Origin of the sequence: Acinetobacter gerneri DSM 14967 = CIP 107464 = MTCC 9824 (assembly GCF_000368565.1) — a bacterium.
Taxonomy (GTDB): domain Bacteria; phylum Pseudomonadota; class Gammaproteobacteria; order Pseudomonadales; family Moraxellaceae; genus Acinetobacter; species Acinetobacter gerneri.
This window is the reverse complement of the sequence record NZ_KB849538.1, coordinates 132376-158522: the sequence shown is the minus strand read 5'-3', so window position 1 is coordinate 158522 and position 26147 is coordinate 132376. Positions and strand designations below refer to the sequence as shown.

Below are 26147 nucleotides of genomic sequence, written 5' to 3'. Positions count from 1 at the left end.
TTTATATGAAATTAATTTGTAAAAACGATTTATGACTATAAAAAAATCCCCTTTATAAAAAAGAGGATATTTGGATTTTATAACCGATTAATCTTGGGCATCGATACTCTGACCATTCATTTGCAAGCTATCTTCACCCATGAGGTAGAGGTAGGCTGGCATAATCGACTCAGGTGTAGGCAAGCTTAATGGATCTTCATCTGGATAAGCTTTGGCACGCATCGCTGTGCGTGTACCGCCCGGATTGATACAGTTAAAACGAATATTTGGATAGACATTTTCTGCTGCAAATAATTTGCTGACCGCTTCGATCGCAATTTTTGAAACCGAATATGCGCCCCATTTTTCTCGTACTTCGCGTCCTACGCCAGAGCTAGCAAAGACGACTGAAGCATTGTCTGATTTTTGCAGCAATGGCATCAATTCTTGAGTCAATAAAAATGGTGCTCGAAGATTGACAGCCATCACATCATCCCAAACATCTATAGGGTAGTGCGCCAATTCGACGCGATCACCTAAAATGCCTGCGTTGTGCAAGATGCCGTCAAGATGACCAAATTGTTTTTCGAGGGTATCGTATAGCAATTCGTAATCATGCTGTGATGCTGTAGAAAGCTGTAACGGTAAGATCGCTGGTTGAGGTGCGCCTAAGCTTTCGATTTCATCATAAATGACTTCTAGTTTATTGAGTGTTCGTCCATGTAACACCACCGTCGCCCCGTGTAGGGCATAGCTGATCGCAGCAGCACGTCCAATACCGTCACCAGCACCTGTGATCAGAATAATCTTATCTTTAAGTAAGTCTGCACGAGGTTGATATTCTGAGTATTTCATGGAAAACCTCCTATAGTTTTTATGATGAAGCGTTATGCAATACTTTGTTTTATTTGCAGCAAATTACGGATAATTTGCTGTAATTCTTTGACATTTTGTACGATACAATCTGCTTTCCAAGCATTCAAATCATCTTTGTACTCTAAAGGCAGATAACCGTATGCTGCTAAAATAGTATACATATTGGCAGCTCGTCCAGCATCAATATCGCGTGGATGATCACCAACATAGATACAATCTTCGGCTGCAATCTGGATCTGCTTGGCAGCCAAATACATTGGCTCTGGATCAGGTTTGGTTTTACTGACATCTTCAGGGCAGACCAACACTGCGCATCGTTCAGTTAAGTTGAGCGCTTTTAGCAGTGCTTCACTCAACCAACGAGGTTTGTTTGTCACGATTCCCCACGGAATTTGGTGAGCTTCTAACTCTGCCAGTAGAGGATACATCCCTTCAAATAGATCTGTATCCACCGCAATATCCGCACCATATAGATCTAAAAATCTCTGGCGATGCGCCAAAAATACAGGATCATTGACATCAAGTTCTGGATAAACCAACTTGACCATGGCACGTGCACCTTCAGAAACCTGAGTTCGAATTAGATCAGCAGCAACGACTGCTCGACCTTCTTCTTTGCACATATCTTGGATAATACGAATGAAATCAGCCGCAGTATCAATCAAAGTTCCATCCAGATCGAATAAGACCGCTTTCATTTTTTATCCTTCATTGTGAGTGTAAACCATATAGTTTACATCGACATTTGGCGCTAACCAGTAATGTTTGGTCAATGGATTGTAATGTAAGCCGGTCATATCTTTCATTTTTAAGCCCGCATTACGAATGTCAGTTGCAAGTTCTGAAGGCTTAATAAATTTATGATAATCGTGTGTGCCCTTTTTCAGTAGGCGCAATACATATTCCGCACCGATAATCGCAAAAAGATAAGATTTTGGATTGCGGTTAATGGTCGAGAAGAACACATGACCATTCGGTTTTACCAGTTTTTGACAAGCTTGAATAATTGACGCTGGGTCTGGAACATGTTCTAGCATTTCCATACACGTCACGATGTCGTATTGACCTGCTTGTTCTTCCGCGAGTTGTTCGACTGGAATTTGGCGATATTGAATATTTTCAACATTTTCTTGTTCTGCATGTAAGCGAGCAACATTGAGTGGTGCTTCACCCATATCAATGCCTAAAACATCAGCGCCACGACGTGCCATGCTTTCTGCCAAGATGCCGCCACCACAGCCAACATCTAAAATTTTCTTCCCCTTTAAGCCACCTGCATGCTCATCAATCCAGTTGAGTCGTAAAGGATTAATTTGATGTAGTGGTCGAAACTCCGAGTTTTGATCCCACCAAAGTGCCGCAAGCGCTTCAAATTTTGCAATTTCTTGCGGATCAACATTCAACTGTGTCATAGTGAGTGCCTCAATTTTCATTTGTTTTAATAAACGATTATTGCTAGTGTAGCGTTAATTAAGAAAAAAGCGATAAATCGTGTAAAAAAGTTCACAGAAGAAACACGATTTTCCCATATTTCTTTTATAGTTAGGGCATAAGCTATACAGAACAATTTTAGAGGACTATAAAGTCAATGAAAAAATTTATTTTTGGCGGCATGACTGCGATGGTCATGGCATTTTCAGCAAATGCAATGGCAGCAGACTATGTTGCTGGAAAAGACTATACCGTGATTAAAAACCCTGGAAAAGTTGATGTTCCTGGTAAAATCGAGGTACGTGAATTTTTCTGGTACGGATGTCCTCACTGTTTCAAACTTGAGCCATATATGCAAACTTGGCTGAAAGCGTTGCCTAAAGATGTGCATTTTGTACGTACGCCTGCCGCGATGAATAAAATGTGGGAACAAGGTGCACGTGCCTATTATGTTTCTGAAGAATTAGGCATTCGTAAGAAAACCCATTTGCCTTTATTCCATGCTATTCAAGTTGAAAATAAACAATTGTTTGATCAAGCTTCTCAAGCGAAATTCTTTACTAAATTTGGTGTACCTGAAGCAAAATTTAATTCACTTTATAACTCATTTAGCGTGTCTTCTAAAATTGCCAAATCAAATCAACTTGCTCAACAATATCAATTGACTGGCGTACCAGCAGTTGTTGTAAATGGTAAGTATGTGGTTCAAGGTGAAGATGGTAAAGTCACTCAAGTTGTAAATTATTTGATTGAAAAAGAACGTAAAGCAAAATAATCGCTTTGTTGTTGATCAAATCGTGTAATTAAATTACCCCCTATTAAGTTGAACTACTTATTAGGGGGTTAATTTATATGAGCATCAGTTTTTATTTATTGTTCAAATGCAGGCAAATATTTTTTAATGCTGTCCACTGGGGCGATGTCCAATTTTAAAACCATGCTTTTTGCCTAAGCAAACGATCACTAAACTAAAGAGTATGAATATCAGCATACTTGATGGGAAAATTTTTGCACCATAATGTTGAAGTAAATATCCACCGATAAATCCTCCACAGGCAATTGCAAAATTAAATACGGTCACGAGCATTGATTGGGCAATATCAGCATTTTCACCTGCGGTATCAGCTAAAGCTGTCTGTAAAAGCGTTGGTGCACCACCAAAACTCATTCCCCAAAATGCAATGCTGGCAAAAATTAAAAAGGGTGAGCTTTTTGCAAATGCCAAGATGAATAATGAGAGTGCAAATAAGACCAAACTGAATAATGTTAAATTTCTTAATTTTTTGTCAATATTTATACCGATAAACCAAATACCAATAAAGGATGAAATACCAAAGATCATCAGTGCTAGATCGAGCTGATGTGCTAAACCGACCGTATTGAGAAATGCAGCAATATAGGTATATAAAATATTGTGGGCTAAAATCCAACAAAAAAGTGTGATCAAAATAGAAGGAATACCTGCAATTAAAAAGACGCGATGAATCGGTATTTGTTTCTGGCGTGCTTGACCAGCAAAATCTGGTACACTGAATTGAATCCAAAATAATAAAATAAATGATAAAACTGAGATGATCCAAAATATATTTTGCCAAGCAAAATATTGTCCTAACCAAGCTCCTAAAGGAACACCTAAAGATAGGGCAATAGGTTGTCCTACACCTGCAATAGCAAGTGCACGACCTTGTAAATGCGTAGGTACTAAGCGCCGAGCATAACCTGCAAGTAAACCCCAAATAATACCTGCACACATTCCACCGATAAAACGGACAAAAAGAGTCAACAAATAATGATCAGATAAAGCCGTTAAGCTATTGAAAATAAACAATCCTGAAATTGCCATGAGAAACAAAGGTCGTCTGTTCCAACTCTGGGTCAAGTAAATAATTGGGATTGCCGCTACTGCAGAACCGAATGCAAAAATACTGATCAGTTGTCCTGCCTGAGCTTGGCTAATCTGTAAACCTTGGCTAATTTGTGGCAATAATCCAGCAGGCATGGTTTCTGTCATAATGGTTAAAAAACCAGCCATAGTAAATGCCAAAAGTTTAAATAAAGGCATGTGATCAACAGATTCAGATGAGCAAGGTGATGAGGAATATTGTTGTTTATCCATGATCAATATTCCCCTAAATGTAAGGAAAATAGAACTATTTTCTGGATTGTTGGAACAATATTGGATTTAAAGTGCGTTTTACTCATAGCAAGGCAGGCCTTAAGAAGATAACTATTTTTAAATATCTGGAATGATCATTCCAAAATAAAATAAATAAAAACCGATACTTTATTTGAAAAGTATCGGTTTGCTTACTCTAAACTTTGCAATGCAATATCGATAATGCTTTGCAAACATTCTCTACGTGATTCTTTGTTGCTACTTTTGCCCATGATGCGCATTCCTTGCATTGTATTAACAAAAAAATAAGCGAGGGCTTGCGCATCTTTGTTTAAGGCAATTTCACCATTTTTTTGTCCTTCAAGGATTAGACGCTCAAACGCTTGATGTAAACGTGCAAAATTGTCTTGAATCAGTAGCGCAATATCCTGCTCAGCATCTGCCAACTCCAAGGCTGCATTTGCAGCAAAACAACCCTTGCGTTTTGGATCATGTAATTCATTTTCAAGTATATTTAAATACAGTGTTTCAATACGTGATTTGACAGATCCTATGCCTTCTAATATTTCGATATTTGCCATTGTGACTTGCTTATAGCTTTTCAGGGCTTCGCAGTATAGGTTTTGCTTATTGTCAAAAGTATTGTACAAACTGCTTCGGGAAAGACCAGTACCATCCACCAAATCCTGTACTGACGTGGCAGCATAGCCTTTTTCCCAGAAGACTTGCATAGCAGCATCGGCAATTTGTTTCGGTTCAAATTCTTTATTGCGCATAATTATTATCTGGAATGATCATTCCAGATAATATTGCATAACATTTTAAAATGGTCAATTAAAAAGTGATTAGAGCTTAATCTTTTATTTCCGTTGCCAATTTAAAATACCTCTAAACATCAGGCGCAGTTGAGTCAGTGCTTGTTCAATAAATACTTGTTGTTGTCTTTCTAGTTCATCATCTTGATATTGGTCTTGCAAATTGATCCAAGACATAGCCCAAGTGAGTGAAATATTGATCAAAATCGTCGCTAAAACTTTGAGATCTTGTTCTTGTTGTATATGTTTCATGCTTGCCATTTTGGTGAGCGCATTGCCAAGATCAGCGATGAGAAAGTCCACTTCACGTGCGATTGCTTGACGAATTACACTAGAACCGCCCCAGCGTTCCGCGATCATAAATTTCCAAGGTAGGGGATCATGACTGACCGCATTAAAAAAGCGCTCAATGCTTTGGCGAGTATTGTCTTGGGGTTCAGCCAAATAGCCTTGTCCGAGTTGATATAATACTGTTTTGATGTTTAAAGCGACTTGGTCAACCAGTTCGATTCCCAGTGCGTTGAGATCTTGAAAATGTCGATAAAATGCGGTTGGCACCAAGCCAACTTCACGGCTGAGTTCACGTAAACTGAGATTTGAAAATGAACGACCTGATGTACTTAAACCTAAAGCGGCTGTCAAAAGTGCTTGGCGACTTTGTTGTTTGCGTTCATCCCGTATAGACATTGAATAGCCTCAAAATTTAGACAATACCGATCACAAAAATCGAGCCGCCTCAGTATTATCAATTTTATTCTAAAAGATCAATAGAGCGCCGATCAGTAAGATTGCTTTTATTGGTTGAATTATAAAACTTTATTGCAAAAATCCAAAATAATCAGCAAAACATTTTGATAAAGCAGTTAAAACATTCATTCACAAAGTACTCTCGTATGGCTAAAGCGACAAAGCATCGCATCTGCTATAATCATGCGCAATTCAATTTAGACTCCATAAGGATAAATTATGCGTATCGACCAACGTGCTTTAGATCAATTACGTGAAGTAAAAATTACTCGTAACTATACGCGATACGCGGAAGGTTCTGTATTGGTTGAATTTGGTCATACAAAAGTGCTTTGTACTGCAAGTATTGATAATAGCGTACCTCGTTTCCTTAAAGGTCAAGGTCAAGGCTGGGTGACTGCAGAATACGGTATGTTACCTCGTTCAACTCATACACGTAGTGATCGTGAAGCTGCTCGTGGTAAACAAAGTGGTCGTACTCAAGAAATTCAACGTTTGATTGGTCGTAGCTTACGTGCCATGGTTGATTTGAAAAAATTGGGCGAAAATACCATTACCATCGACTGCGATGTCATCCAAGCAGATGGTGGTACTCGTACAGCATCTATTACTGGTGCGGCAGTTGCATTGATTGATGCGATGAATGTATTGCTTGAACAAAAGAAAATTAAGCACGATCCATTAAAAGGTTTGGTTGCTGCAATTTCTGTGGGTATGTATAAAGACGAAGTACTACTCGATCTTTGCTATGAAGAAGATTCAAACTGCCAAACTGACTTAAATGTTGTGATGACTCAAGCAGGTGAATTTATCGAAATTCAAGGTACTGCAGAAGATAAACCATTTAATCGTGAACAATGTAATGCCATGCTTGAACTTGCTGAGAAAGGTATTCAAGAATTAGTTAAAAAACAACAAGAAGTATTGGGTTGGTAATCATTTACCAGTTAATTCAATAGTTTATAAACGCACCTTCGGGTGCGTTTATTATTTTAAGTATTTGAATATATAAAATCTTTAATTAAATTGCCATTAAAGTATCACGAAAATGTCATTGGCATTGTGTTGACTATTCGCATCTCTCACCACGTAGTTAGCATGATGCGAATTTTAATTTTAAGTTTACTCCTCGGGAGTAGTTTTTTATTGAGTGCTTGTAATGATGATAAGGATTCATCAGTTACAACTCAGCCAACCAAGCCACAACCCAACTGCAAAATCCACTGCGCACCATAATAATAAGATAGGAAGATAAGATGAATCGTCGTGATTTTTTATTGAATAGTACTAAAACCATGTTTGGCACAGCAGCGATTGCCAGTTTCCCATTGAGTATCCAAAAAGCTTTAGCAATAGATGCCAAAGTTGAAACAGGGACAATCAAAGACGTGAAGCATGTGGTGATTTTGACCCAAGAAAATCGTTCATTTGACAACTATTTTGGGACTTTAAAAGGGGTTCGTGGTTTTGGTGATCGTTTTACCATTCCATTATCAGGTGGTCGTAAAGTTTGGGAACAATACGATGCATCCAAAAACAAAATTTATCCTTATCATTTAGATAGTAGCCGCGGAAATGCTCAGCGGGTAAGTGGAACACCACATTCATGGACAGATGGTCAATTTGCTTGGGATCATGGTCGCATGGGCAATTGGGTGCAGTATAAGCAGCCACAATCGATGGGTTATTACAAACAACAAGAAGTCGAATTTCAGTTCGCGCTGGCAAATGCATTTACCCTTTGTGATGCTTATCACTGCGCTATGCATACTGGAACAAATTCAAACCGTATGTTCATTTGGACAGGAACGAACGGTCCGACTGGGGCAAATGTTGCAAGTGTGGTCAATGATTTAGATTCGATCGGTGCATCATCGACAGGTTATAACTGGACGACTTATCCTGAGCGTTTGCAAAAAGCAGGTGTGAGCTGGAAAGTTTATCAAAATATGCCTGACAATTTTACCGACAATCCGTTGGCAGGTTTTAAGCAATATCGTTTAGCCAATGAATTATCTGGAAAACCAGTCAATAACGATACTGATTGTCCAGCTTATGATGCTGCGATTGATGCAACTCAGCCTTTGTATAAAGGCATTGCCAATACAATGCCTGATGGTGGTTTTTTAGGCTCATTTAAAGACGATATTGCTAAGGGTGAATTGCCTAAGGTTAGCTGGCTAGTTGCACCAGCAACCTATAGTGAGCATCCGGGACCATCGAGTCCAGTACAAGGTGCTTGGTATATTCAAGAAGTTTTAAATGCTTTGACTCAAAACCCAGAAATCTGGAGTCAAACCGTTTTCTTGATCAATTTTGATGAAAATGATGGCTTTTTTGACCATGTGCCATCACCAAGTGCACCATCGAAAGATGTGACGGGGCAGGTATATGGAAAATCAACCTTAACAGATCAACAGATGTCTTATGAATATGCGACGCATGCAAAAGCATCTGCTGGACAGCCCAATTTTACCGATGCAAAAGTCAGTAATGGTGTTGGGGTTTATGGTCCGGGCATCCGTGTACCGATGTATATTATTTCCCCGTGGAGCCGTGGTGGGTGGGTAAATTCACAAGTCTTTGACCATTCTTCTATTATTCTCTTTTTAGAACAATGTTTTGGTGTTGAAGAGCCGAATATTAGTCCATACCGCCGTGCAGTTTGTGGCGACTTAACTTCAGCATTTGATTTTAAAACACCGAATACGACCACTTTACCTGCATTGGATGGCAACCGTAGTAAAGCTCAGGCAGATGCAATCCGTGTTGCACAAGGCCTTTTGCCACAAGTGATTCGCCCCATCAGCCAAGCTTATCCTGTTCAAGAAATAGGCATACGCCCATCACGTGCGCTTCCTTATATTTTACATAGCAGTGCGAAAGTTGATGTCAAAGCACGTAGCATCACTTTGAAATTTGCTAACACAGGTAAACAAGCTGCGGTTTTTCATGTTTATGATCGTTTAAATCTTGATGCAATGCCACGCCGTTATATGGTTGAAGCAGGCAAAGAAATTGATGATGAGATTAAAATCGCGAGTAGCCATTATGACTTTTGGGTATTGGGACCGAATGGTTTTCACAGAACTTTTGTCGGAAATATAGCTCAAGCAACACAGACAGAAGCTTTGCCTGAAATCCGTGTTTGTGTCGAAGAATGTAGCGCCCATCTGTATTTGAAAGTACGTAATGATGCTGCGAAAACAGCCAAGCTACTGGTCAAAGCCAATGCTTATTTGGGGCAAAAGACATGGAATATCGAAACTTCTGCGACTGAACAAGAGTTGTATTGGGATATGTCAGAATTTGGTGGTTGGTACGATTTCACAGTCAGCATTGATGGTGATAACAGTTTTAAACGTCGATTTGCTGGGCGTATAGAAACAGGAAAAGACTCTATTTCTGATCCATTTATGGGTTATATCGAGTCTTGATTGAAGCATCATTTTGAAAATAGAGCGCATAGTCGCTCTATTTTTATGCTTGGAATACATGGGTTGTGTTAAAGAAAATTGCAAGAAAAAACATTTCCATAAAAATGCTTATCTTTTTTATACATGTGCTTCAGAAAGAGTCCCAATCTACAAGTTAGACTGTGTGCTTCTCCAAATTGATGTCATGAAGAGGAGCTATGGAAATACTCACCCTATTATTTGCAATGATTACTTTTACACTTATGGCGAGTGACCCAAGACCAGAACTTTCAGCAACACAAAAAACAGTGTCTCAGTCAAAACAACACCGATCTTAGATCAAAAAAGAGGATTCAATTGAATCCTCTTTTTTATGTTGAAGTGATTAGTTTTCAGTAGTTTGATGCAAAATCTGATAGGTATAGTTTTTACCATTAATGACATCCATATTTAATTCTTTATATTGATCAAATAATTGTGCTTTATCATTTTCACATGATTTTTGTGTTTGAATACCGACTTGATGAATCGAACTATAACAATGATTAACACGACCGATAAATTGATAATAAGGCGAAAGAGGAATATGTGCCGCTTGTAAAATCTTAGGTGCTAAGAAATGTGAAGGAATATATGCAGATTTTAAACCTGAACGATCAATCGGGAAATTACTCCAAACGGCAAGTGGTGTTTCAAAGAAACGCACATCTTTTTTATCGGTTTTTTCTTGTTCATTTTTATAAAAACCAAAATCATCATAGACATTTTGCAAGTTTGGTAAATGATCACCAAAGAAAATGACAATGGTTGGTCGTTTAGAGGCTGCAATATCCTTGAGCAAGGCCGCATAGTGCTGATCAGCACGTTGCATACCTGACATATAGGTATTGAGAGCACGTTTTGTACCCGCACTAACATCTTTGGTAATTTTAAAATGATCTGCGCCAAAACGATCATCATTGTACATCGGATGATTTTCTACAGTAGTCGCATAGATAAATTGAGGCTGATCAGTATGTTGTAACTGATCGCTGATGCTCTTATAAATCAAATCATCATTTGCCCAACCTGCTTGATTGATATATTGGCTACGATTTTGTCCGTTCGCCATATTTTCAATCGAGATAAAACGGTTAAAGCCCATATTTTGATAAACAGCACTACGATTGTAGAAATATTTACCATTATTGTGCATTGCTGTGGTGTCATAACCTAATGTGTTTAAATACATTGGGAGTGAATAGGTCGGGCGTTTTAATTTCGATACGTATAACAATTCATTATGATTTAAAAATACATTTAAACTCGTTAATACTTCAAATTCAACATTGGCTGTACCACCACCGAAACTTGGTGAGAGCAATGTAGACACCTGATTTTTATTGATGGTCGGTGTAATATTTTGTGGCAAAGATTTATCGAGCTGATTGGCATTCCAATGTGACTCACTCATGATAAATACGATGTTAGGTAATACTTTATCTTGATCTTTTTCTGCTGATTCAGAAGCATTAAGAGCTTGGTTTTGCTCAGAAAACAACGCTTGAATTTTATCTTCAGGAATATTTTCAGTATTAAAAACTTTATTATTTATTCCATCCATTGATTTGGAAAAGAAAAAAGCAGTATATCCTAGCTGTTTGATATTTAAGTGATCACCGACCCAATCACCATTAGTATTGGGTAAAGCATTACGATATTGACAAATTAATGCATTTTTTTTCGTGTCACAAAACTGACCAAAATTATTGGTAAAATTGGCTGAAATAAAGAAGCCTAAAATACCTGTGGCCAAGACAAAATTGGGCAATAACAGCATTTTGAACTCAGCTTTTTCTTTACGGTATCCCCAAATGAGAAAGCTAAGAAATACAAAAACGCTGATTAAAACCAATGATTTTAGCAACATAGGTGCAGAAATAAAGGTTTCTTTGACCAGTAAAAAATCACTAGGGGTAAGACTCGCTGAGAGATACTGCTCCTTTTGGATATTGATAAAACCTAAAAGGAAAAATAAAAATTGGCTGAATAATATCGTGATAAAGGTTTTTCTAAGTAGTAAATAGAAAAGACTAATCAAACCATAATTGATAAAAGCAGCAAAAATAAGTTTATACACGCGCATACGCACATAGCTTTCAGGTAAAGCCATGAGAGATGGTATGTCATTCTGATATACAAAAAAGAAGACGACAGATAAAATCGCGACAAGTACAAATAGAACTTGCTGTTTTAAAAAGGTCATTTGGTTTGAGGAGAGGAAATCAAAAACGACTTAAATAATAACGAGTAATTGTACTTTTTTCAATCAATATTGAGTGTCGAATTGTTTACCTGCTTGAAATTTATAATTTTATAACGATCTGTTTGTTTCTAATTTCAGCAAGCATTTTCATATCAAAAATACTTGCTGAATCGAATTCTAAAATATTTTAGCCATTGAAACGCATTGATAAATCGATAGATTTTATATCTTTGGTCAAAACACCCATAGAAATATAGTCAACACCAGTGCTTGCAACTTCACGTAAATTGTCCATTGTAATATTGCCCGAAGCTTCCAATTTACAGCGTCCAGCAACATATTCGACTGCTTTGATCATGTCTTGCTGTGAAAAATTGTCTAGCATTACGATATCAGCCTTTGCAGCCAAGGCTTGATCTAGTTCATTCCATGTTTCAACTTCGACTTCAACAGGTTTATTTGGCGCAATTTGGTGTGCTTTTTCAATTGCTTGCTGGATACCGCCTGCCGCCATGATGTGATTTTCTTTGATTAAAAATGCATCAAACAAGCCTAAGCGATGATTATGCCCACCGCCAACAGTAACGGCATATTTTTGTGCGATACGTAAGCCGGGTAAAGTTTTGCGGGTATCGAGTAATTGAGTGTTAAGCCCTTGCAATTGTTCAACATAAAAAGCAGCTTTGGTTGCTACCGCTGAAAGTGTTTGCACAAAATTAAGCGCAGGGCGTTCAACGGTTAACAAACTACGTGCCGAACCTGCCAATTTTAAAAAGGCTTCATTGGCTTTGACATGATCGCCATCTTTTTTCAGCCAAGTGATCGTAACTGTTGGGTCATATTGTTGAATTAAAGCATCGACCCAAGGCTGTCCTGCAAGAACCATATCTTCACGTGTGATAATGGTCGCAGTGGCTTGCTCATTTTCTGGAGTCAATAGGGCTGTAATGTCGCCATCACCAATATCTTCTTGTAATGCTTGTTGAATATTGATTTGAATGGATTGTTCAAGCAAAGATTGAGGAATGCTCATAACCTAAGTCCCTATATTTATCCTAAAAATTGTGCAATATCTTAGCATTGTCACAATATAAATTGAGAAGTTTTTATTTATTTCAAATCGGATTAAACTAGAAAATGTTGATTAAACAAAATAGGAAAATCCAATGTCTCTGCAGACAAAGTTCCAAGTGGTAGATGGTGAGTTGATCGGGGCACGACAAATTGCATCTACAAACTTTAATCAACGCCCTGAAAATACTGAAATTCAATTGCTTGTGATCCACAATATTAGTTTGCCTCCATCACAGTTTGGTGGTGGTTATATTGAACAATTTTTTCAAAATCAATTGGACTGGTCAGTTCATCCTTATTTTAAAACCATTGAAGGTATGCAGGTTTCAGCACATTTACTGATTCTTCGTACAGGTGAAGTGCTACAATTTGTCAATTTTAAAAATCGAGCTTGGCATGCGGGACGTTCAAGTTATTTGGCGAAAGTTGAATGCAATGATTATTCAATTGGAATTGAACTTGAGGGGAGTGATGATACTGATTTTGAAGAAGTTCAATATCAGGCATTGTCAAATGTTGTAGCGACATTGCAAGAGGCTTATCCTAAGATTGGTCCTCATTTGGCAGGTCATTCGGATATTGCACCGGGCAGAAAAACGGATCCTGGACCACATTTTCAATGGCAGTATTTTAGGGAAATGCTAAAAAACCAAAAAAACGAAACTCTTTAATGAATAAACAACGAAAATTATTTTGAGTTTTATTACAATAGCGACTTTATTTTAACTAGGTGAATACGATGGCGCTTTGGCGATCCACCTTTATTGTAAGTGCAATGACAATGCTGTCACGCGTACTCGGTTTGGTACGTGATATGGTGCTTCTCAATGTTTTTGGTGCTGGTAAGGATTTCGATACTTTTGTAGTCGCGTTCCGTATTCCCAATTTTTTTCGGCGCTTATTTGCCGAGGGGGCATTTTCTCAAGCTTTTATTCCGATTTTAACTGAATATAAAACTCAGAAATTGCATGCCGAAGTGCAGATTTTGATTAGCCGCGTTTTTGGCTGTTTATTGATGGTCATGAGCACCTTGACCCTGATCATGATGATCCTTGCACCCGTGGTGTTATATGTTTATGCACCCGGCTTTCATAATGATCCAGCCAAGTTTGATATGGCTGTGTCGATGTTTAGATTGACCATTCCTTATTTGCTCTTTATGTCATTGACGGCTTTTGCGAGCAGTATTTTAAATAGTTATGGATCATTTTCTACTCCAGCTTTTGCACCAGTACTACTCAATGTTGCAATGATTGCTGGGGCTTGGTGGGTCGCACCACATATGAATCCTGCCATTATGGCATTGGGTTGGGCAGTTATTGCCGCAGGCTTTTTGCAACTGGCGATTCAAATACCGGAACTTTGGCGTAAAAAGTTGCTGATTCCACCTAAAATTGATTTTAAACATGAAGGTGTGGATCGAATTTTAAAACTGATGTTGCCTGCTTTATTTGGTGTGTCAGTGACTCAAATCAACTTATTGTTAAATACGATTTGGGCATCGTTTATGCAAGATGGTTCAGTGTCTTGGCTATATAGTGCTGAACGTATGACTGAATTGCCTTTGGGCTTGATTGGTGTGGCAATTGGTACGGTCATTTTACCTTCATTGTCTGCTTCAAAAGCCGAACAAAACCAAGAAAAATTTAAGAGAATGATCGACTGGGCAACCCGTGTAATTTTCTTGGTTGGTGTACCTGCGAGTATTGCTTTATTTATGCTGTCAACGCCGATTATCCAAGCTTTATTTCAACGCGGTGAGTTCGATGTGCGTGATACGCAAATGACGGCTTTGGCTTTGCAATGTATGAGTGCTGGTGTTTTGGCATTTATGTTAATCAAAGTTTTCGCACCGGGCTTTTATGCGATTCAGGATACTAAAACCCCTGTACGTGTGGGTTTAATGGCTGTTGCTGCCAATGCCATTTTAAACGTGATCTTTATTGGTTTCTTTAAAATCATTGATTGGAATGCACCGCATATGGCGCTTGGTATCGCATCTTCTGGTTCGGCATTGGTCAATGCGGGAATGCTTTATTATTATCTGCATAAGCGCAATATTTTCCGTTTCGGTCCGCATTGGAAGAAAATATTTTTACAATACGGCATTGCCAATATTGTCATGATTACGGCACTCGGCACGTGCTTACACTGGTATAACGGTGAACTTTCTCAGTGGATCCGAGTTGCAGAAGTGGCAGGGCTTTGTATCGTGGGTGTGATTGCTTATGCAATTGGCCTATTGGCTTCAGGTTTTAGACCACGCCATTTAAAACATTAAAATTGAAAAATTTTCAAAAACACCGAATTGAACTGAGTTTAAATTCGGTGTTTTTTTTTGGAATTTTATTTATTTGGAAGAATTTTTAATAATTCAACGTCAAAAATTAGTACGCTATTTGCTGGAATAGTTCCAGATACACCTTCTTCGCCATAAGCCAATTTTGGTGGAATATAAAGCACCATTTTTCCACCTTCTTTCAGCAATTGTAAGCCTTCAGTCCAACCAGTAATCACTTGATCCAGTGGAAATTCAATCGGACCTTCACGATCGTATGAGCTATCAAATACAGTTCCGTCAGTGAGCTGACCTTTATATTGAACTCTCACAATATCTGATTTGCTTGGAGATTTACCTGTACCTTGTTGAGTGATTTTATATTGTAAGCCCGATTTTGTGGTTTTAACTCCCGATTTAAGCGCATTCTTTTTTAGAAAATCTTCACTTAGCGCCAGATTTTTTTTCGCTTCTATTTCTTGATTTTTGCTTTCAATTTTTTGGTACTCTAAATACGCTTGTTGCAATTCCTGATCGGTATATTTAGAGGGTTTTTTTTGGGATGCATCTTTAATGCCCGCAATAAATTGGTCGATATTGGTACTGTCAGGGGTTTGTTTAGAAACCTCATAGCCTAAGGCATAGCTTATTTTATCGATATTACTGTCGGCAAATACCACTGAATGACTAAGTAAGAGTGTAGAGGTGAGTAAGCTGTAGGAAAATATTTTATTTATCATTAATTGGAATACCTAAGAGAGCATGATTGCCCTCTTAGTATAGCCAATTTAAGGCAGTATTTTTAACAGTTCTACATCAAAAATGAGGACACTATTGGGTCCGATCGCATCACCTGAACCGACTTCACCATAAGCCAGATTTGCAGGAATAAAGAAACGATATTTTGAGCCTTCTTTCATCAATTGCAGACCTTCAGTCCAACCTTGAATGACTTGGCTAACTTGAAATTCTACAGGCTCATTACGTGCGATTGAGCTGTCGAAAACAGTACCGTCCAATAAACGACCTTCATAATTGACAGAAACTTTTGAAGAGGCTTTCGGTTTTTTCCCAGTACCAGTTTGCAATACTTGATATTGCAAGCCAGATTTAGTGGTGATCACTCCAGATTTTTTCGCATTTTCAGCCAAAAAAGCACTGCCTTGCTGAGCATTGACAGTTGCTTCTTGTTTAAAATCTTGTAATTGCTTTGATTCTAATTCTTTTTTATATAAAACCAGCGCCTTAGCCATTTCTTCTTCTGTCAGTGCTGATTGTTGACCTGAAGATCCTTCTTTAATGCCCTGAAAAAAAGCATCTAAATTGATATCTTTGATCGCTTCGATATTGCTACGTCCAATCGTATAGCCATAACTATAACCGAATTGATCTTTTACGGAACTCTTATTGGTGATCACCGCTGCAAAACTGCTAGAGCTCAAGATAAATAGTGAGGTAAATAAAAGCGTTTTTTTCATCATATTCAAGTCCTGATTAAAAAGGAGAGCAAAAGCTCTCCTGATTTTTTGTTTTACTTCACATCAAGAAGTTCAACATCAAATACAAGTGTGCTATTTGGTGGAATTCCTTGCATGCTTTGCTCACCATAAGCCAATTTGGCTGGGATATATAATGTCGCAGCACCACCAGCTTTTAACAATTGTAAACCTTCAGCCCAGCCAGGAATCACTTGTTTAAGAGAAAATTCCACAGGTTGCCCACGTTGGTAAGAGCTATCAAAGACCGTTCCATCAGCCAACATACCTTTATAATTGACTTTTACAACAGAGTCAGCATTTGGTTGTTTGCCTTGCCCTTCACGGGTAATTTTATACTGTAAGCCTGAAGCAGTGGTTTTAACCCCGGGCTTTTTGGCATTATTCGTTAAGAATGTATCATTCAAAGATTGGCTTTGTTTCGATTGTTCAAGCTGTTTCTTTTGAACTTCACCTTGGTAAGCGGTTACAGCAGCTTTGAGTTCTTCTTGACTATAAGCACTTGGTTTATGAGCATGGCCATCACGTGTACCTGCATTAAATGCGTTGATATCCATGTCTGGTGGAATTTGATTAGCAAAATCATAACCTAGGATATAACTGATTTTTTGAACAGGGGTCGCATTTTTATCAACAGTACTAGATGCTTGTGCTGGAGCAGGGTGCTTGGTTGCATAATATACAGGAACAAGTGCAGCACCGCCTAAAATGACCGCAACTGCAATGGGTAAGGCTTTACTCATAAGAAATCTCAAATAATTTTATCTAAAAAAATTTGCTTTAGATCATAGCAATATATTCATAGAAGCATATAACTTCTGTGTAATAAACGATATAACTTTATAGTGATCACGTAAAAAAAAGCTAGATCATTGATCTAGCTTTTTAATCGAATTAGTCATCTTTGTTGGCTTTATATGCATAAGCATAATTATAACCATAGCCGTAACTGTTACTACCACGTTGAATATCATTCAGGATAAAGCCATTGACTTTACTACCTGCTTGTTCAAAGCGATTGACAGTTAACTCTAATTCTTTGATTTGGGTTTTTGCATAACGGGCAACGATCAAGTTTACGCCCGCGTATTGAGAAACAATAATCCCGTCAGTCACCGCGAGTACAGGAGGCGTATCAATCAAGATGTAATCGTACATGTCTGAAAGTTTCTCGAGCATTTCCTTGAATTTGCTTGAGCCAAGTAATTCAGCAGGATTTGCAGGACTCTTACCACGAGTCATGATATCTAGATTTGGCACTTGAGAGCTATGAATCGCTTGAGGCAAATCATTTAAACCATTCAAATATTCTGCTAAACCAGGTGCAGTTTCTTGATTGAAATACTTATGTAAATAACCACGACGTAAGTCAGCATCAATCAGTAAAATACGTTTATCGCTTTGAGCAAAAATCGTAGCTAAGTTGGTTGAAATAAATGATTTACCAACTTCAGGCGCAGGTCCTGCAATGGCAATGATGTTATTTTTGGCATTTGCTAAAGCAAAATGAATCGTGGTACGGATACTACGTAAACTTTCGATTGCAATATCATCACTGTTTTTAACCGCCAGCACAGGAATACTTTTCTTCTTCTTCAAGATTTGGATACGTGTTTCTTGAACAGGAGAGCGCGGTACTGTGGCATACACTGGGAGGTCAAGCTCATTTTCAATTTGAGTAGAATCTTTGATCCCTGTGCGCATCATATTGCGTAATAAAGCAATTAATACACCAATAAAACCACCGACAAATATTGAAAGGATTAATACGATGAGCTTTCTTGGTTTAATTGGTTTAACAGGTTCTACAGCTGTGTCAATAATACGAACATTACCAATTTCACCAGCATTAGCAATCTTAAGTTGCTGATAACTGTTCAATAAGGTTGTATAAAGTTCAGTATTAACTTTTACATCACGATAAAGTTGTAAATATAGACGTTGAGTTTCAGGTAACTGAGTCAAACGATTGTTGAGTTCAGCAATCTTTTTATTGATTTCAGCGATTTGAGCATCGATTTGACGGATCAAAGGATGATCATTGGTATATTTAGCAGATAATTCAGCTTGTTTTTGTTGAAGCTCAATTTTCAGTTTTTCTAGGTCAATATTTTGTTTCAATAACAGTTCAGATTCCGCATTTACATCGACTGTTTTATATTTTTCACGGAACTGGTTAAATTTGATTTCAGAATCTTCAAGTTGCTTACGAAGCTCAGGAAGCTGTTTATCTAAGAATGCTAAGGTTTGTTTAGATTCTAAAGATTTACGTTCAATATTTTGCTGATGATAAACTGTTAGAACATTGTTGAGGGTACGCGTAATAAGCTCAGGGTCTTTACCTAAATAACTTAGCCCAACAACCCCTGTCATTTTCCCTCGCTCAGCTACAGCATATATATCATTAAAGTTTTTGACTGCAGTAGGCAAAGCAAGTTTAGTTACGGTAAATGATTGATCTATTAAATTACCTTGACCATTTATCTGAATTTGAAATAAGCCTTTATCAGAATTTAATTTATTTTCCTGACCAAGTTTGCCACTGAATATTACTTGATCTTTATTCGTCAAATTGAATGTATTGCCATCTTTAAATTCAATTTTAAATGGTTTATCCAAATAATAATCAGGAACAATAAATTTTTTGATGAGTATCGAACTTTGCTTATTACGATATAAAACAGAATCGTGACGATAATCTAGCTGATTTGTGTCATGTGTTACAAGGCGATTAAATAATCCGTCTTTATTGTCACGAATGACGATATTCAAATTTAAGTTATCAATGACTTGGCCAAGCACTAAGCGTGATCTCAAAATCTCCATTTCTGCGTCGGCAGGAGATTTTTGTGGTAGACCACCAGCTACTTTAGATAGGTCACCCAATAGGGCTGCAGAAGCGGCTCCCTTACTATCTTCAACTTGTACCATGGCATCAACAGAATATGTATCTGGTGTTACACGTAGATAAAGTAATGCACAAATCAAACTTAATACAACGCAGAGCGCAATGACTTTCCACTGTGCGATTAAAGAAAAGAATAACTCTTTTAAATCAATGCTATCTTCGCTAGTTTTTGAATTTTCGTTCATAAATTTACAACTAATACTGAATTATAATTGAGTGCGCCAATCTTGCACATAACTTTTGATATTGTGACAAGTCTGATCAAAAAAAGCTTGGTCATGCTGATATGGATCTGGGATATTCTGTCCTTGCCAATGTCCTAATCGAAAAACTTTACCTTTAGCAAAAGGCCAAGTTTGTTCAATATGTTTTTGTTGATTTTGACTCATGACTAAAATAAGGTCATTTTGTTTAATCAATTCAGCATTCAGTTGACGCGCAATATGCGTTCTAAGATCAATATTAAGTTGATCCATGCAATAAATGGCTTTGTCATCTGCAGAATGTCCAACCAATGCAGAAATACCTGCTGAAGAAATATTTAATGTTGGATGCTGAGTTTTTAAAAAATACTCAGCCATTGGACTTCGGCAGATATTTCCAACACACACAACTAAAATATTTTTAAATTGCATTTTAGTTTTTACCCAATTGATCAAAAGTATAAAGAGCACTAGAGAATGGTACAATCTGATTCATGATACGTTGCCAGCGTGTTAAACCTGTAGCATCGATATAGACAATGTCATTTTTTTGCATTTGGAATTGATTGGATAGTGCAAGATTACCAATCGTACTCAAATTTAATTGATAGATTGTTGATTTTCGGTTTTGTAAGTTTGTACGCATCACATAAATTCGTGCTGCACTTGCAGAATAAGGATTTACACCCTCACTCTCACCTAATACATCACTCAAAGTCATCCCTTGGTCACGAAGAGGGATTGCTGAACTTTTATTAGACTCGCCCATGACATAAAGTTTTTGATTTTGTTTGGTATTGACATAGATTGTGTCATTCGGTTGAACCAAAAGTTTATGCAAAGAATAACCTTGCTTTTCTAGTGCAACGACATTTAGATTATAGACTTCGCCATTTCGAATCAGTTGAATATCTGTATTATCACCAGACTCTTGATTTACACCACCAGCCATACTTAAGGCTGTGTAAATGCTGATTGGTTGGTCATCTAAAGTATATTGCCCACTTTTCATCACTTGACCATTGACGAAATATCGTTTTGCCTCATAAGACAAAACCCGTACAACGACATCAGGTGTTTTTAGGTATTTAGCAAATTGACTACGTAAATAACGGTTTGATTCAGCAAGTGTTTTTCCTGAGATATGTACTTGCCCTACGAGAGGCAACTGTACATTTCCAGCAGAGTCTATTGGATAACCAAATGCTTTAATATCGGTAGATGAGCCTTGGATTGGAGGAGTAATTTCAGGATATGCCCAGAGTTGAATAGAAAGTACATCACCTGGACTTAAACGATACTGATAAAAAGGAGTATTAAATAGAGAGCTTATATTGGCTTGAGGACGGAGACTTTCTGAACTAATTTCGGGAATATTATTTTGTGTTAATTGAATAACTGAAACTTCTGCCCCTTGATCTGTTTTAAAACTTCCATTTTCAGGTAAATCATAAGTTTGTAAACCCGAAGTGACTGCGCATCCTGTAAATGATAATGAAATTGCTAAAAATAATAATGTGCTCTTATACTTCACATTCAAACCCTTTATTGTTTGTAATCCAACGTTAGCTTACATGAGTGTATTGGATTGTAGTCTATAATTAACCCAAATCATACTTTATTTGTAATGGATTGAATGTATATTTCAAGAAATTTTTGTTTAAAGTCTGCTATATTATCGTAGTAGGTCGTATCCATGATGTTGGTCCATTTAATTATAAATGGTTAGGTTTTTATATATGTTTCAACTCGAACAATTAAAATTAGCGATTATAGGGTTAGGCTATGTCGGTCTGCCTTTGGCTGTTGAATTCGGTAAATATAAGCCAACGTTAGGATTTGATATCAATCAACAACGTATTAATGAATTACAAAGTGGTCATGATCATACTTTAGAAGTCTCTGAAAATGATTTAAAACAAGTTCAAAATTTGACCTACACTTCTAAAATAGAAGATTTGAAAAACGCAAATTTTTTTATTGTCACAGTACCTACTCCAATTGATGATTTTAAACAACCAGATTTGACACCTTTAGTTAAAGCTTCACAAAGTATTGCGAAAGTTTTAAAAAAGGGCGATATCGTCGTCTATGAGTCGACGGTATATCCTGGTGCAACAGAGGAGGTCTGTGTTCCAGAGTTAGAACGCTATTCTGGTTTGAAATTTAATCAAGATTTTTTTATAGGTTATAGTCCAGAACGCATTAACCCTGGTGATAAGCAACGCAGAGTGACTAATATTTTAAAAATCACTTCAGGTTCTACCACAGAAGTGGCTGACTATATTGATCAAGTTTATAACTTAATTATTACCGCTGGAACCTATAAAGCACCCAATATTAAAGTAGCAGAAGCAGCTAAAGTCATCGAAAATACACAAAGAGATGTCAATATTGCTTTGATCAATGAATTAGCTCTTATCTTTAATAAAATGGGTATAGATACAGAAGATGTGCTTAAAGCTGCTGGCACTAAGTGGAATTTTTTAAATTTTAGACCTGGCTTGGTTGGTGGGCATTGTATCGGTGTTGATCCGTATTATCTCACCCATAAAGCTGAGTCAATCGGTTTGCATCCTGAAATTATCCTTGCTGCCCGTCGTTTAAATGACCGTATGGGTGAGTATGTTGCGACGCAATTGATCAAGGAAATGGTCAAACAGCGCATCCAAGTTGTTGGTGCACGTATATTAATTTTGGGCCTAAGTTTTAAAGAAAATTGTCCTGATATTCGCAATACCAAAATTGTTGATATGGTCAAAGCACTAAAGGAATACGATTTGGATCTTGATATTTATGATCCTTGGGTAGATAGTGCTGAAGTTGAGGCAGAGTATGGCTTGGCTCCAATCATGGAATTAAAACAAGGGCAATATGATGCGATTGTCATTGCCGTGGCGCATGACCAGTTTAAGCATATGTCTAAACAAGAGTTTGATGCCCTAGGTAAGGAAAAACATGTTTTATATGATTTAAAATATGTTTTAGATAAACAACAAAGTGATATTAGATTGTAGAAAAAACTAACGCAGGAATTTTATGAAAATATTGGTTACTGGTGGGGCTGGCTTTATTGGTTCTGCTGTCGTTCGACATATTATTCAAAATACTAATAATGAAGTACTCAATGTTGATAAATTGACTTATGCAGGCAACTTAGAGTCATTAAAAGAAGTTGACCAAGATTCAAGATATCAATTTTCTCAGACTGACATTTGTGATCGCTCTGCACTGGATCAGTTATTTAAAGAGTTTAAACCAGATTTAGTTATGCACTTGGCGGCGGAATCTCATGTGGATCGTTCAATCACAGGATCAGCAGCGTTTATCGAAACCAATATCATTGGTACATATCAACTGCTTGAAGCTGCACGTCATTATTGGAATGATTTATCAGAAGATAAAAAACAAGCCTTCCGTTTCCATCATATTTCAACCGATGAAGTATATGGGGATTTAGAAGGTACAGATGATTTGTTCCATGAAACAACGTCTTATGCTCCAAGTTCACCATATTCTGCAAGTAAAGCAAGTTCTGATCATTTAGTGCGTGCTTGGAATCGTACATATGGTCTACCAGTTGTATTAACAAATTGTTCAAATAACTATGGACCGTACCATTTCCCAGAGAAATTGATTCCATTGGTGATCTTAAATGCATTAAAAGGTAAAGCTCTACCTATTTATGGCAAAGGTGATCAAATTCGTGATTGGCTTTATGTTGAAGATCATGCTCGTGCGCTTTATAAAGTTGTTACTGAAGCAAAAGTGGGTGAAACTTATAATATTGGTGGTCACAATGAACAAAAAAATCTTGATGTTGTGAAATCTATTTGTCAATTACTTGAAGAATTAGCACCGAATAAACCAGAAGGTGTAGCACATTATATTGATTTGATTACTTATGTAAAAGATCGCCCCGGTCATGATTTACGTTATGCAATCGATGCAAGCAAAATCAAAAAAGACTTAGGTTGGGTTCCAAATGAGTCTTTTGAAACAGGTTTACGTAAAACAGTTGAATGGTATTTAAACAACCAAGAGTGGGTTGAAAACGTTCAAAGTGGTGAATACAAAAATTGGGTTCAACAACAATATCAAGCTAAAAAGGCCTAAATTCAAAATTACATCATGAAAATATTACTCCTTGGAAAAAATGGACAAGTTGGTTGGGAGTTGCAACGTGCACTTCAACCACTTGGCGAAGTCATTGCATTAGATCGACATCAAAATGAGCATGGTTTATCTGGTGATCTTGCAAATTTTGAGCAAATTCAATATGCAATTGAACAAGTTCAACCTGAGATTGTTGTCAATGCTGCGGCATATACTGCAGTTGATAAAGCTGAATCTGATCAAGAAAATGCTGATCTGATTAATCATTTGGCGGTAAAAAATATAGCTGAACTTTGTCAGAAAAATAAAGCTTTGCTGATTCATTACTCAACTGATTACGTATTTAATGGTGAAGGTGAAAAAGCTTGGTCTGAAATAGATCAGACAGATCCTGTTAATCTTTACGGTAGTACAAAACGTTTAGGTGAAATTGCATTAGAGCAAAGTGGTTGTACATTTATAAACTTTAGAACTTGTTGGGTTTATGGTTCACATGGTAATAATTTTATAAAAACGATGCTGAAGTTGGCTTCAAATCGTGAAGAATTGAGTATTATCAATGATCAGGTGGGGGCACCTACAGGCGCTGCTTTGATAGCCGATGTTACTGCTCAAGCTTTGAGATATTACTTATTGAATAACGAAGAGCAACAAAAGCAATTGACTGGACACTACCATCTCGCTGCATCAGGTACTTGCTCGTGGTTTGAATATGCACAGTACGTATTTGAGCTAGCAAAACAAAATGGGCAAAGCTTAGCAATCCAAAAAATAAATGCAATTGAAACCATCGCTTACCCAACACCTGCAAAACGTCCGCTGAATTCACGTTTAAATACCAGTAAATTACAATCAAATTTTAAAATACATCTTCCAGATTGGAAACTCGGTGTAGCACAAGTATTAGAGGAAATTATTGAATGAGACAAGTTAAACGTAAAGGGATAATCCTTGCTGGAGGTTCAGGTACTCGTCTTTATCCAATTACAATGGGTACATCAAAACAATTATTACCGATCTATGATAAACCGATGATTTATTATCCACTATCAGTATTGATGTTGGCGGGTATTAATGAAATTTTGATCATTTCTACACCTGAAGACCTGCCAAATTTCGAAAAAATGTTAGGTACAGGCGAAGAAATTGGCTTAAAGATTTCATATAAAGTTCAACCATCACCGGATGGTCTTGCTCAAGCATTTATTTTGGGTGAAGAGTTTATCGGTCAAGATAACGTCTGCTTAATTTTAGGTGATAACATTTTCTATGGTCAAAGTTTTGGTACACAGTTAAAACGTGCTTCTGAAAAAACGGATGGAGCGACTGTATTTGGCTACTATGTAAATGATCCAGAACGTTTTGGCGTAGTCGATTTTGATGCAAATGGTCATGCCTTAAGTATTGAGGAAAAACCAGAACATCCGAAATCAAATTATGCAGTAACAGGGCTTTATTTTTATGATAATAAAGTGGTTGAAATTGCAAAAAATATTGAACCATCTCCACGTGGTGAGCTTGAAATTACCGATGTAAATAATGTGTATTTACAACAACAACAGTTGAATGTTGAGTTGTTAGGCCGTGGTTTTGCTTGGTTAGATACGGGTACACATGACTCTTTACTTGAAGCAAGTCAATTTGTACAAACGGTTGAACATCGCCAAGGTTTGAAGATTGCGTGTTTAGAAGAAATTGCTTTTAATAATGGTTGGATCGATGAAGATCAGCTTGTTAAACGTGCTAATTTCTTTAAAAAGACAGGTTATGGTCAATATTTATTTAAATTACACAATGAACATCAAAAAAAATCAAAAGTTTGATGTTCCGATTGGATTTTTCATTGATAATGCAGAATAATTGGGATATAGAGGTAAAAGAATGAATGTAATTGAAACGAAAATAAAAGGTCTTTTGATATTAGAGCCTAAAGTATTTGGTGATAACCGTGGATGGTTCATGGAAAGTTTTAATCAAAAAGCTTTCGAAACGGCATTAACCGAACGAGGTCTAGAAATTCCTCAATTCGTTCAAGATAATCATTCTTTATCTCAAAAAGGTGTATTAAGAGGGCTACATTTTCAAAATGCTCCATATGCACAAGGTAAACTCGTTCGAGTGGTACAAGGTAAAGCTTGGGATGTTGCTGTTGATATTCGCAAAGACTCTGAAACATATGGTCAATGGGTCGGAGTAGAATTATCAGGTGAAAATCATAAGCAATTTTGGATACCTGAAGGATTTGCACATGGCTTCCTCGCCTTAGAAGACAATACTCAGTTTCTATATAAAACTACGAATTATTATAATAAAGAGAGTGAAGGTGCAATTATCTGGAACGATCCTACAATTGCGATTGAATGGCCAGTAAATGGTTATGAAATATTTTTATCTAGTAAAGATATAAATAATAAGCTATTAGTTAATATATAATATAATTCTATACG

General features: G+C 37.2%; 25 protein-coding genes. 11 read left to right on the top strand and 14 right to left on the bottom strand.

Going from position 1 to position 26147, the window contains the following annotated elements; translation table 11 throughout:
• Positions 1–87: 87 nt before the first annotated feature.
• The 3 genes from F960_RS04175 to ubiG are packed head-to-tail and all read right to left on the bottom strand — an operon-like array spanning position 88 to position 2267.
• Entirely contained in the window at positions 88–834 is a 747-nt protein-coding gene (locus tag F960_RS04175) for a YciK family oxidoreductase (RefSeq protein WP_004858606.1), read from the bottom strand.
• A 32-nt stretch (positions 835–866) separates the two neighbouring features.
• Positions 867–1553: an HAD family hydrolase gene (locus F960_RS04170; RefSeq protein ID WP_004858603.1), complete on the bottom strand. Its 687-nt coding sequence runs from the start codon at positions 1551–1553 to the stop codon at positions 867–869.
• A gap of 3 nt (positions 1554–1556) precedes the next feature.
• On the bottom strand, positions 1557–2267 hold the full coding sequence (gene ubiG, locus F960_RS04165; RefSeq protein WP_004858601.1) for a bifunctional 2-polyprenyl-6-hydroxyphenol methylase/3-demethylubiquinol 3-O-methyltransferase UbiG: 711 nt from the start codon (positions 2265–2267) through the stop codon (positions 1557–1559).
• A gap of 176 nt (positions 2268–2443) precedes the next feature.
• Between ubiG and F960_RS04160 the strand changes: the two genes are divergently transcribed.
• A complete protein-coding gene (locus F960_RS04160) occupies positions 2444–3061 on the top strand; it encodes a thiol:disulfide interchange protein DsbA/DsbL (RefSeq protein ID WP_004858599.1) in 618 nt (205 codons plus the stop codon).
• A 123-nt stretch (positions 3062–3184) separates the two neighbouring features.
• On the opposite strand, the gene F960_RS04155 is transcribed toward F960_RS04160, so the two are convergent.
• From F960_RS04155 to F960_RS04145, 3 genes are all read right to left on the bottom strand, one after another.
• Positions 3185–4402: an MFS transporter gene (locus tag F960_RS04155; protein ID WP_004858598.1), complete on the bottom strand. Its 1218-nt coding sequence runs from the start codon at positions 4400–4402 to the stop codon at positions 3185–3187.
• Positions 4403–4593: 191 nt separating this feature from the next.
• A complete protein-coding gene (locus tag F960_RS04150) occupies positions 4594–5178 on the bottom strand; it encodes a TetR/AcrR family transcriptional regulator (RefSeq protein ID WP_004858595.1) in 585 nt (194 codons plus the stop codon).
• A gap of 84 nt (positions 5179–5262) precedes the next feature.
• The gene (locus F960_RS04145) at positions 5263–5904 is read right to left on the bottom strand and encodes a TetR/AcrR family transcriptional regulator (RefSeq protein ID WP_004858592.1); all 642 of its coding nucleotides are present in this window, start codon (positions 5902–5904) and stop codon (positions 5263–5265) included.
• A 279-nt stretch (positions 5905–6183) separates the two neighbouring features.
• Between F960_RS04145 and rph the strand changes: the two genes are divergently transcribed.
• The 3 genes from rph to F960_RS23290 all read left to right on the top strand — a co-directional run bounded on the left by rph (position 6184) and on the right by F960_RS23290 (position 9718).
• Positions 6184–6900 (top strand): ribonuclease PH, encoded by a 717-nt coding sequence (rph, locus tag F960_RS04140; RefSeq protein WP_004858590.1) that lies wholly within the window; start codon positions 6184–6186, stop codon positions 6898–6900.
• A 320-nt stretch (positions 6901–7220) separates the two neighbouring features.
• Positions 7221–9401 (top strand): phosphocholine-specific phospholipase C, encoded by a 2181-nt coding sequence (locus tag F960_RS04135; RefSeq protein WP_004858588.1) that lies wholly within the window; start codon positions 7221–7223, stop codon positions 9399–9401.
• A gap of 197 nt (positions 9402–9598) precedes the next feature.
• Positions 9599–9718, top strand: a complete 120-nt coding sequence (locus F960_RS23290; protein ID WP_020846629.1) for an ABZJ_00068 family colistin stress protein — start codon at positions 9599–9601, stop codon at positions 9716–9718.
• 47 nt (positions 9719–9765) lie between these two features.
• Here F960_RS23290 and F960_RS04130 read toward each other — a convergent pair whose 3' ends face one another.
• Positions 9766–11625, bottom strand: coding sequence for an LTA synthase family protein (locus F960_RS04130; protein WP_004858586.1), 1860 nt, complete (start codon positions 11623–11625; stop codon positions 9766–9768).
• 187 nt (positions 11626–11812) lie between these two features.
• Positions 11813–12658, bottom strand: coding sequence for a carboxylating nicotinate-nucleotide diphosphorylase (nadC, locus tag F960_RS04125; protein ID WP_004858584.1), 846 nt, complete (start codon positions 12656–12658; stop codon positions 11813–11815).
• Positions 12659–12791: 133 nt separating this feature from the next.
• Here nadC and ampD point away from each other — a divergent pair, with 133 nt between their 5' ends.
• The gene (ampD, locus tag F960_RS04120) at positions 12792–13370 is read left to right on the top strand and encodes a 1,6-anhydro-N-acetylmuramyl-L-alanine amidase AmpD (protein WP_004858582.1); all 579 of its coding nucleotides are present in this window, start codon (positions 12792–12794) and stop codon (positions 13368–13370) included.
• 59 nt (positions 13371–13429) lie between these two features.
• Positions 13430–14980 carry a murein biosynthesis integral membrane protein MurJ gene (murJ, locus tag F960_RS04115; protein WP_171066243.1) on the top strand — a complete coding sequence of 517 codons (1551 nt, stop codon included), beginning with the start codon at positions 13430–13432 and terminating at the stop codon, positions 14978–14980.
• A 65-nt stretch (positions 14981–15045) separates the two neighbouring features.
• Here murJ and bamJ (F960_RS04110) read toward each other — a convergent pair whose 3' ends face one another.
• The 6 genes from bamJ (F960_RS04110) to F960_RS04085 form a co-directional block, all read right to left on the bottom strand.
• A complete protein-coding gene (bamJ, locus tag F960_RS04110; RefSeq protein ID WP_004858577.1) occupies positions 15046–15717 on the bottom strand; it encodes a BamJ family beta-barrel-assembly machinery protein in 672 nt (223 codons plus the stop codon).
• Positions 15718–15765: 48 nt separating this feature from the next.
• Entirely contained in the window at positions 15766–16455 is a 690-nt protein-coding gene (gene bamJ / locus F960_RS04105) for a BamJ family beta-barrel-assembly machinery protein (protein ID WP_035372791.1), read from the bottom strand.
• 53 nt (positions 16456–16508) lie between these two features.
• Positions 16509–17216, bottom strand: a complete 708-nt coding sequence (bamJ, locus tag F960_RS04100; RefSeq protein ID WP_004858558.1) for a BamJ family beta-barrel-assembly machinery protein — start codon at positions 17214–17216, stop codon at positions 16509–16511.
• A gap of 151 nt (positions 17217–17367) precedes the next feature.
• Complete coding sequence (locus F960_RS04095) at positions 17368–19566, bottom strand: polysaccharide biosynthesis tyrosine autokinase (protein ID WP_004858555.1); 2199 nt, start codon at positions 19564–19566, stop codon at positions 17368–17370.
• 21 nt (positions 19567–19587) lie between these two features.
• Positions 19588–20016 carry a low molecular weight protein-tyrosine-phosphatase gene (locus F960_RS04090; RefSeq protein ID WP_004858553.1) on the bottom strand — a complete coding sequence of 143 codons (429 nt, stop codon included), beginning with the start codon at positions 20014–20016 and terminating at the stop codon, positions 19588–19590.
• 1 nt (position 20017) lies between these two features.
• Positions 20018–21118 (bottom strand): polysaccharide biosynthesis/export family protein, encoded by a 1101-nt coding sequence (locus tag F960_RS04085; RefSeq protein WP_004858548.1) that lies wholly within the window; start codon positions 21116–21118, stop codon positions 20018–20020.
• Between the two features lie 205 nt (positions 21119–21323).
• Between F960_RS04085 and tviB the strand changes: the two genes are divergently transcribed.
• Genes tviB through rfbC form a run of 5 tightly spaced genes read left to right on the top strand, consistent with a single transcriptional unit; the run spans position 21324 to position 26133 of the window.
• The gene (gene tviB / locus F960_RS04080; RefSeq protein ID WP_004858541.1) at positions 21324–22601 is read left to right on the top strand and encodes a Vi polysaccharide biosynthesis UDP-N-acetylglucosamine C-6 dehydrogenase TviB; all 1278 of its coding nucleotides are present in this window, start codon (positions 21324–21326) and stop codon (positions 22599–22601) included.
• 22 nt (positions 22602–22623) lie between these two features.
• Positions 22624–23700, top strand: a complete 1077-nt coding sequence (gene rfbB / locus F960_RS04075; RefSeq protein WP_004858540.1) for a dTDP-glucose 4,6-dehydratase — start codon at positions 22624–22626, stop codon at positions 23698–23700.
• Between the two features lie 15 nt (positions 23701–23715).
• The gene (rfbD, locus tag F960_RS04070; RefSeq protein WP_004858539.1) at positions 23716–24624 is read left to right on the top strand and encodes a dTDP-4-dehydrorhamnose reductase; all 909 of its coding nucleotides are present in this window, start codon (positions 23716–23718) and stop codon (positions 24622–24624) included.
• Positions 24621–25523, top strand: coding sequence for a glucose-1-phosphate thymidylyltransferase RfbA (rfbA, locus tag F960_RS04065; RefSeq protein ID WP_004858537.1), 903 nt, complete (start codon positions 24621–24623; stop codon positions 25521–25523). Before rfbD ends, rfbA begins: the two co-directional genes overlap by 4 nt.
• 58 nt (positions 25524–25581) lie before the next feature.
• On the top strand, positions 25582–26133 hold the full coding sequence (gene rfbC / locus F960_RS04060; RefSeq protein ID WP_004858535.1) for a dTDP-4-dehydrorhamnose 3,5-epimerase: 552 nt from the start codon (positions 25582–25584) through the stop codon (positions 26131–26133).
• The last annotated feature ends 14 nt before the right edge of the window (positions 26134–26147 follow it).

Excerpts from the sequence above, each read along its gene's own strand:
- bamJ (WP_004858558.1), bottom strand. The coding sequence starts at position 17,216 with ATGAGTAAAGCCTTACCCATTGCAGTTGCGGTCATTTTAGGCGGTGCT.
- F960_RS04145 (WP_004858592.1), bottom strand. The coding sequence starts at position 5,904 with ATGTCTATACGGGATGAACGCAAACAACAAAGTCGCCAAGCACTTTTG.
- F960_RS04135 (WP_004858588.1), top strand. The coding sequence starts at position 7,221 with ATGAATCGTCGTGATTTTTTATTGAATAGTACTAAAACCATGTTTGGC.
- F960_RS04155 (WP_004858598.1), bottom strand. The coding sequence starts at position 4,402 with ATGGATAAACAACAATATTCCTCATCACCTTGCTCATCTGAATCTGTT.
- F960_RS04090 (WP_004858553.1), bottom strand. The coding sequence starts at position 20,016 with ATGCAATTTAAAAATATTTTAGTTGTGTGTGTTGGAAATATCTGCCGA.
- F960_RS23290 (WP_020846629.1), top strand. The coding sequence starts at position 9,599 with ATGGAAATACTCACCCTATTATTTGCAATGATTACTTTTACACTTATG.
- ampD (WP_004858582.1), top strand. The coding sequence starts at position 12,792 with ATGTCTCTGCAGACAAAGTTCCAAGTGGTAGATGGTGAGTTGATCGGG.
- tviB (WP_004858541.1), top strand. The coding sequence starts at position 21,324 with ATGTTTCAACTCGAACAATTAAAATTAGCGATTATAGGGTTAGGCTAT.
- rfbC (WP_004858535.1), top strand. The coding sequence starts at position 25,582 with ATGAATGTAATTGAAACGAAAATAAAAGGTCTTTTGATATTAGAGCCT.
- F960_RS04160 (WP_004858599.1), top strand. The coding sequence starts at position 2,444 with ATGAAAAAATTTATTTTTGGCGGCATGACTGCGATGGTCATGGCATTT.
- F960_RS04095 (WP_004858555.1), bottom strand. The coding sequence starts at position 19,566 with ATGAACGAAAATTCAAAAACTAGCGAAGATAGCATTGATTTAAAAGAG.
- bamJ (WP_004858577.1), bottom strand. The coding sequence starts at position 15,717 with ATGATAAATAAAATATTTTCCTACAGCTTACTCACCTCTACACTCTTA.
- rfbB (WP_004858540.1), top strand. The coding sequence starts at position 22,624 with ATGAAAATATTGGTTACTGGTGGGGCTGGCTTTATTGGTTCTGCTGTC.
- rfbD (WP_004858539.1), top strand. The coding sequence starts at position 23,716 with ATGAAAATATTACTCCTTGGAAAAAATGGACAAGTTGGTTGGGAGTTG.
- rph (WP_004858590.1), top strand. The coding sequence starts at position 6,184 with ATGCGTATCGACCAACGTGCTTTAGATCAATTACGTGAAGTAAAAATT.
- F960_RS04175 (WP_004858606.1), bottom strand. The coding sequence starts at position 834 with ATGAAATACTCAGAATATCAACCTCGTGCAGACTTACTTAAAGATAAG.
- rfbA (WP_004858537.1), top strand. The coding sequence starts at position 24,621 with ATGAGACAAGTTAAACGTAAAGGGATAATCCTTGCTGGAGGTTCAGGT.
- F960_RS04170 (WP_004858603.1), bottom strand. The coding sequence starts at position 1,553 with ATGAAAGCGGTCTTATTCGATCTGGATGGAACTTTGATTGATACTGCG.
- nadC (WP_004858584.1), bottom strand. The coding sequence starts at position 12,658 with ATGAGCATTCCTCAATCTTTGCTTGAACAATCCATTCAAATCAATATT.
- F960_RS04150 (WP_004858595.1), bottom strand. The coding sequence starts at position 5,178 with ATGCGCAATAAAGAATTTGAACCGAAACAAATTGCCGATGCTGCTATG.
- bamJ (WP_035372791.1), bottom strand. The coding sequence starts at position 16,455 with ATGAAAAAAACGCTTTTATTTACCTCACTATTTATCTTGAGCTCTAGC.
- ubiG (WP_004858601.1), bottom strand. The coding sequence starts at position 2,267 with ATGACACAGTTGAATGTTGATCCGCAAGAAATTGCAAAATTTGAAGCG.
- F960_RS04130 (WP_004858586.1), bottom strand. The coding sequence starts at position 11,625 with ATGACCTTTTTAAAACAGCAAGTTCTATTTGTACTTGTCGCGATTTTA.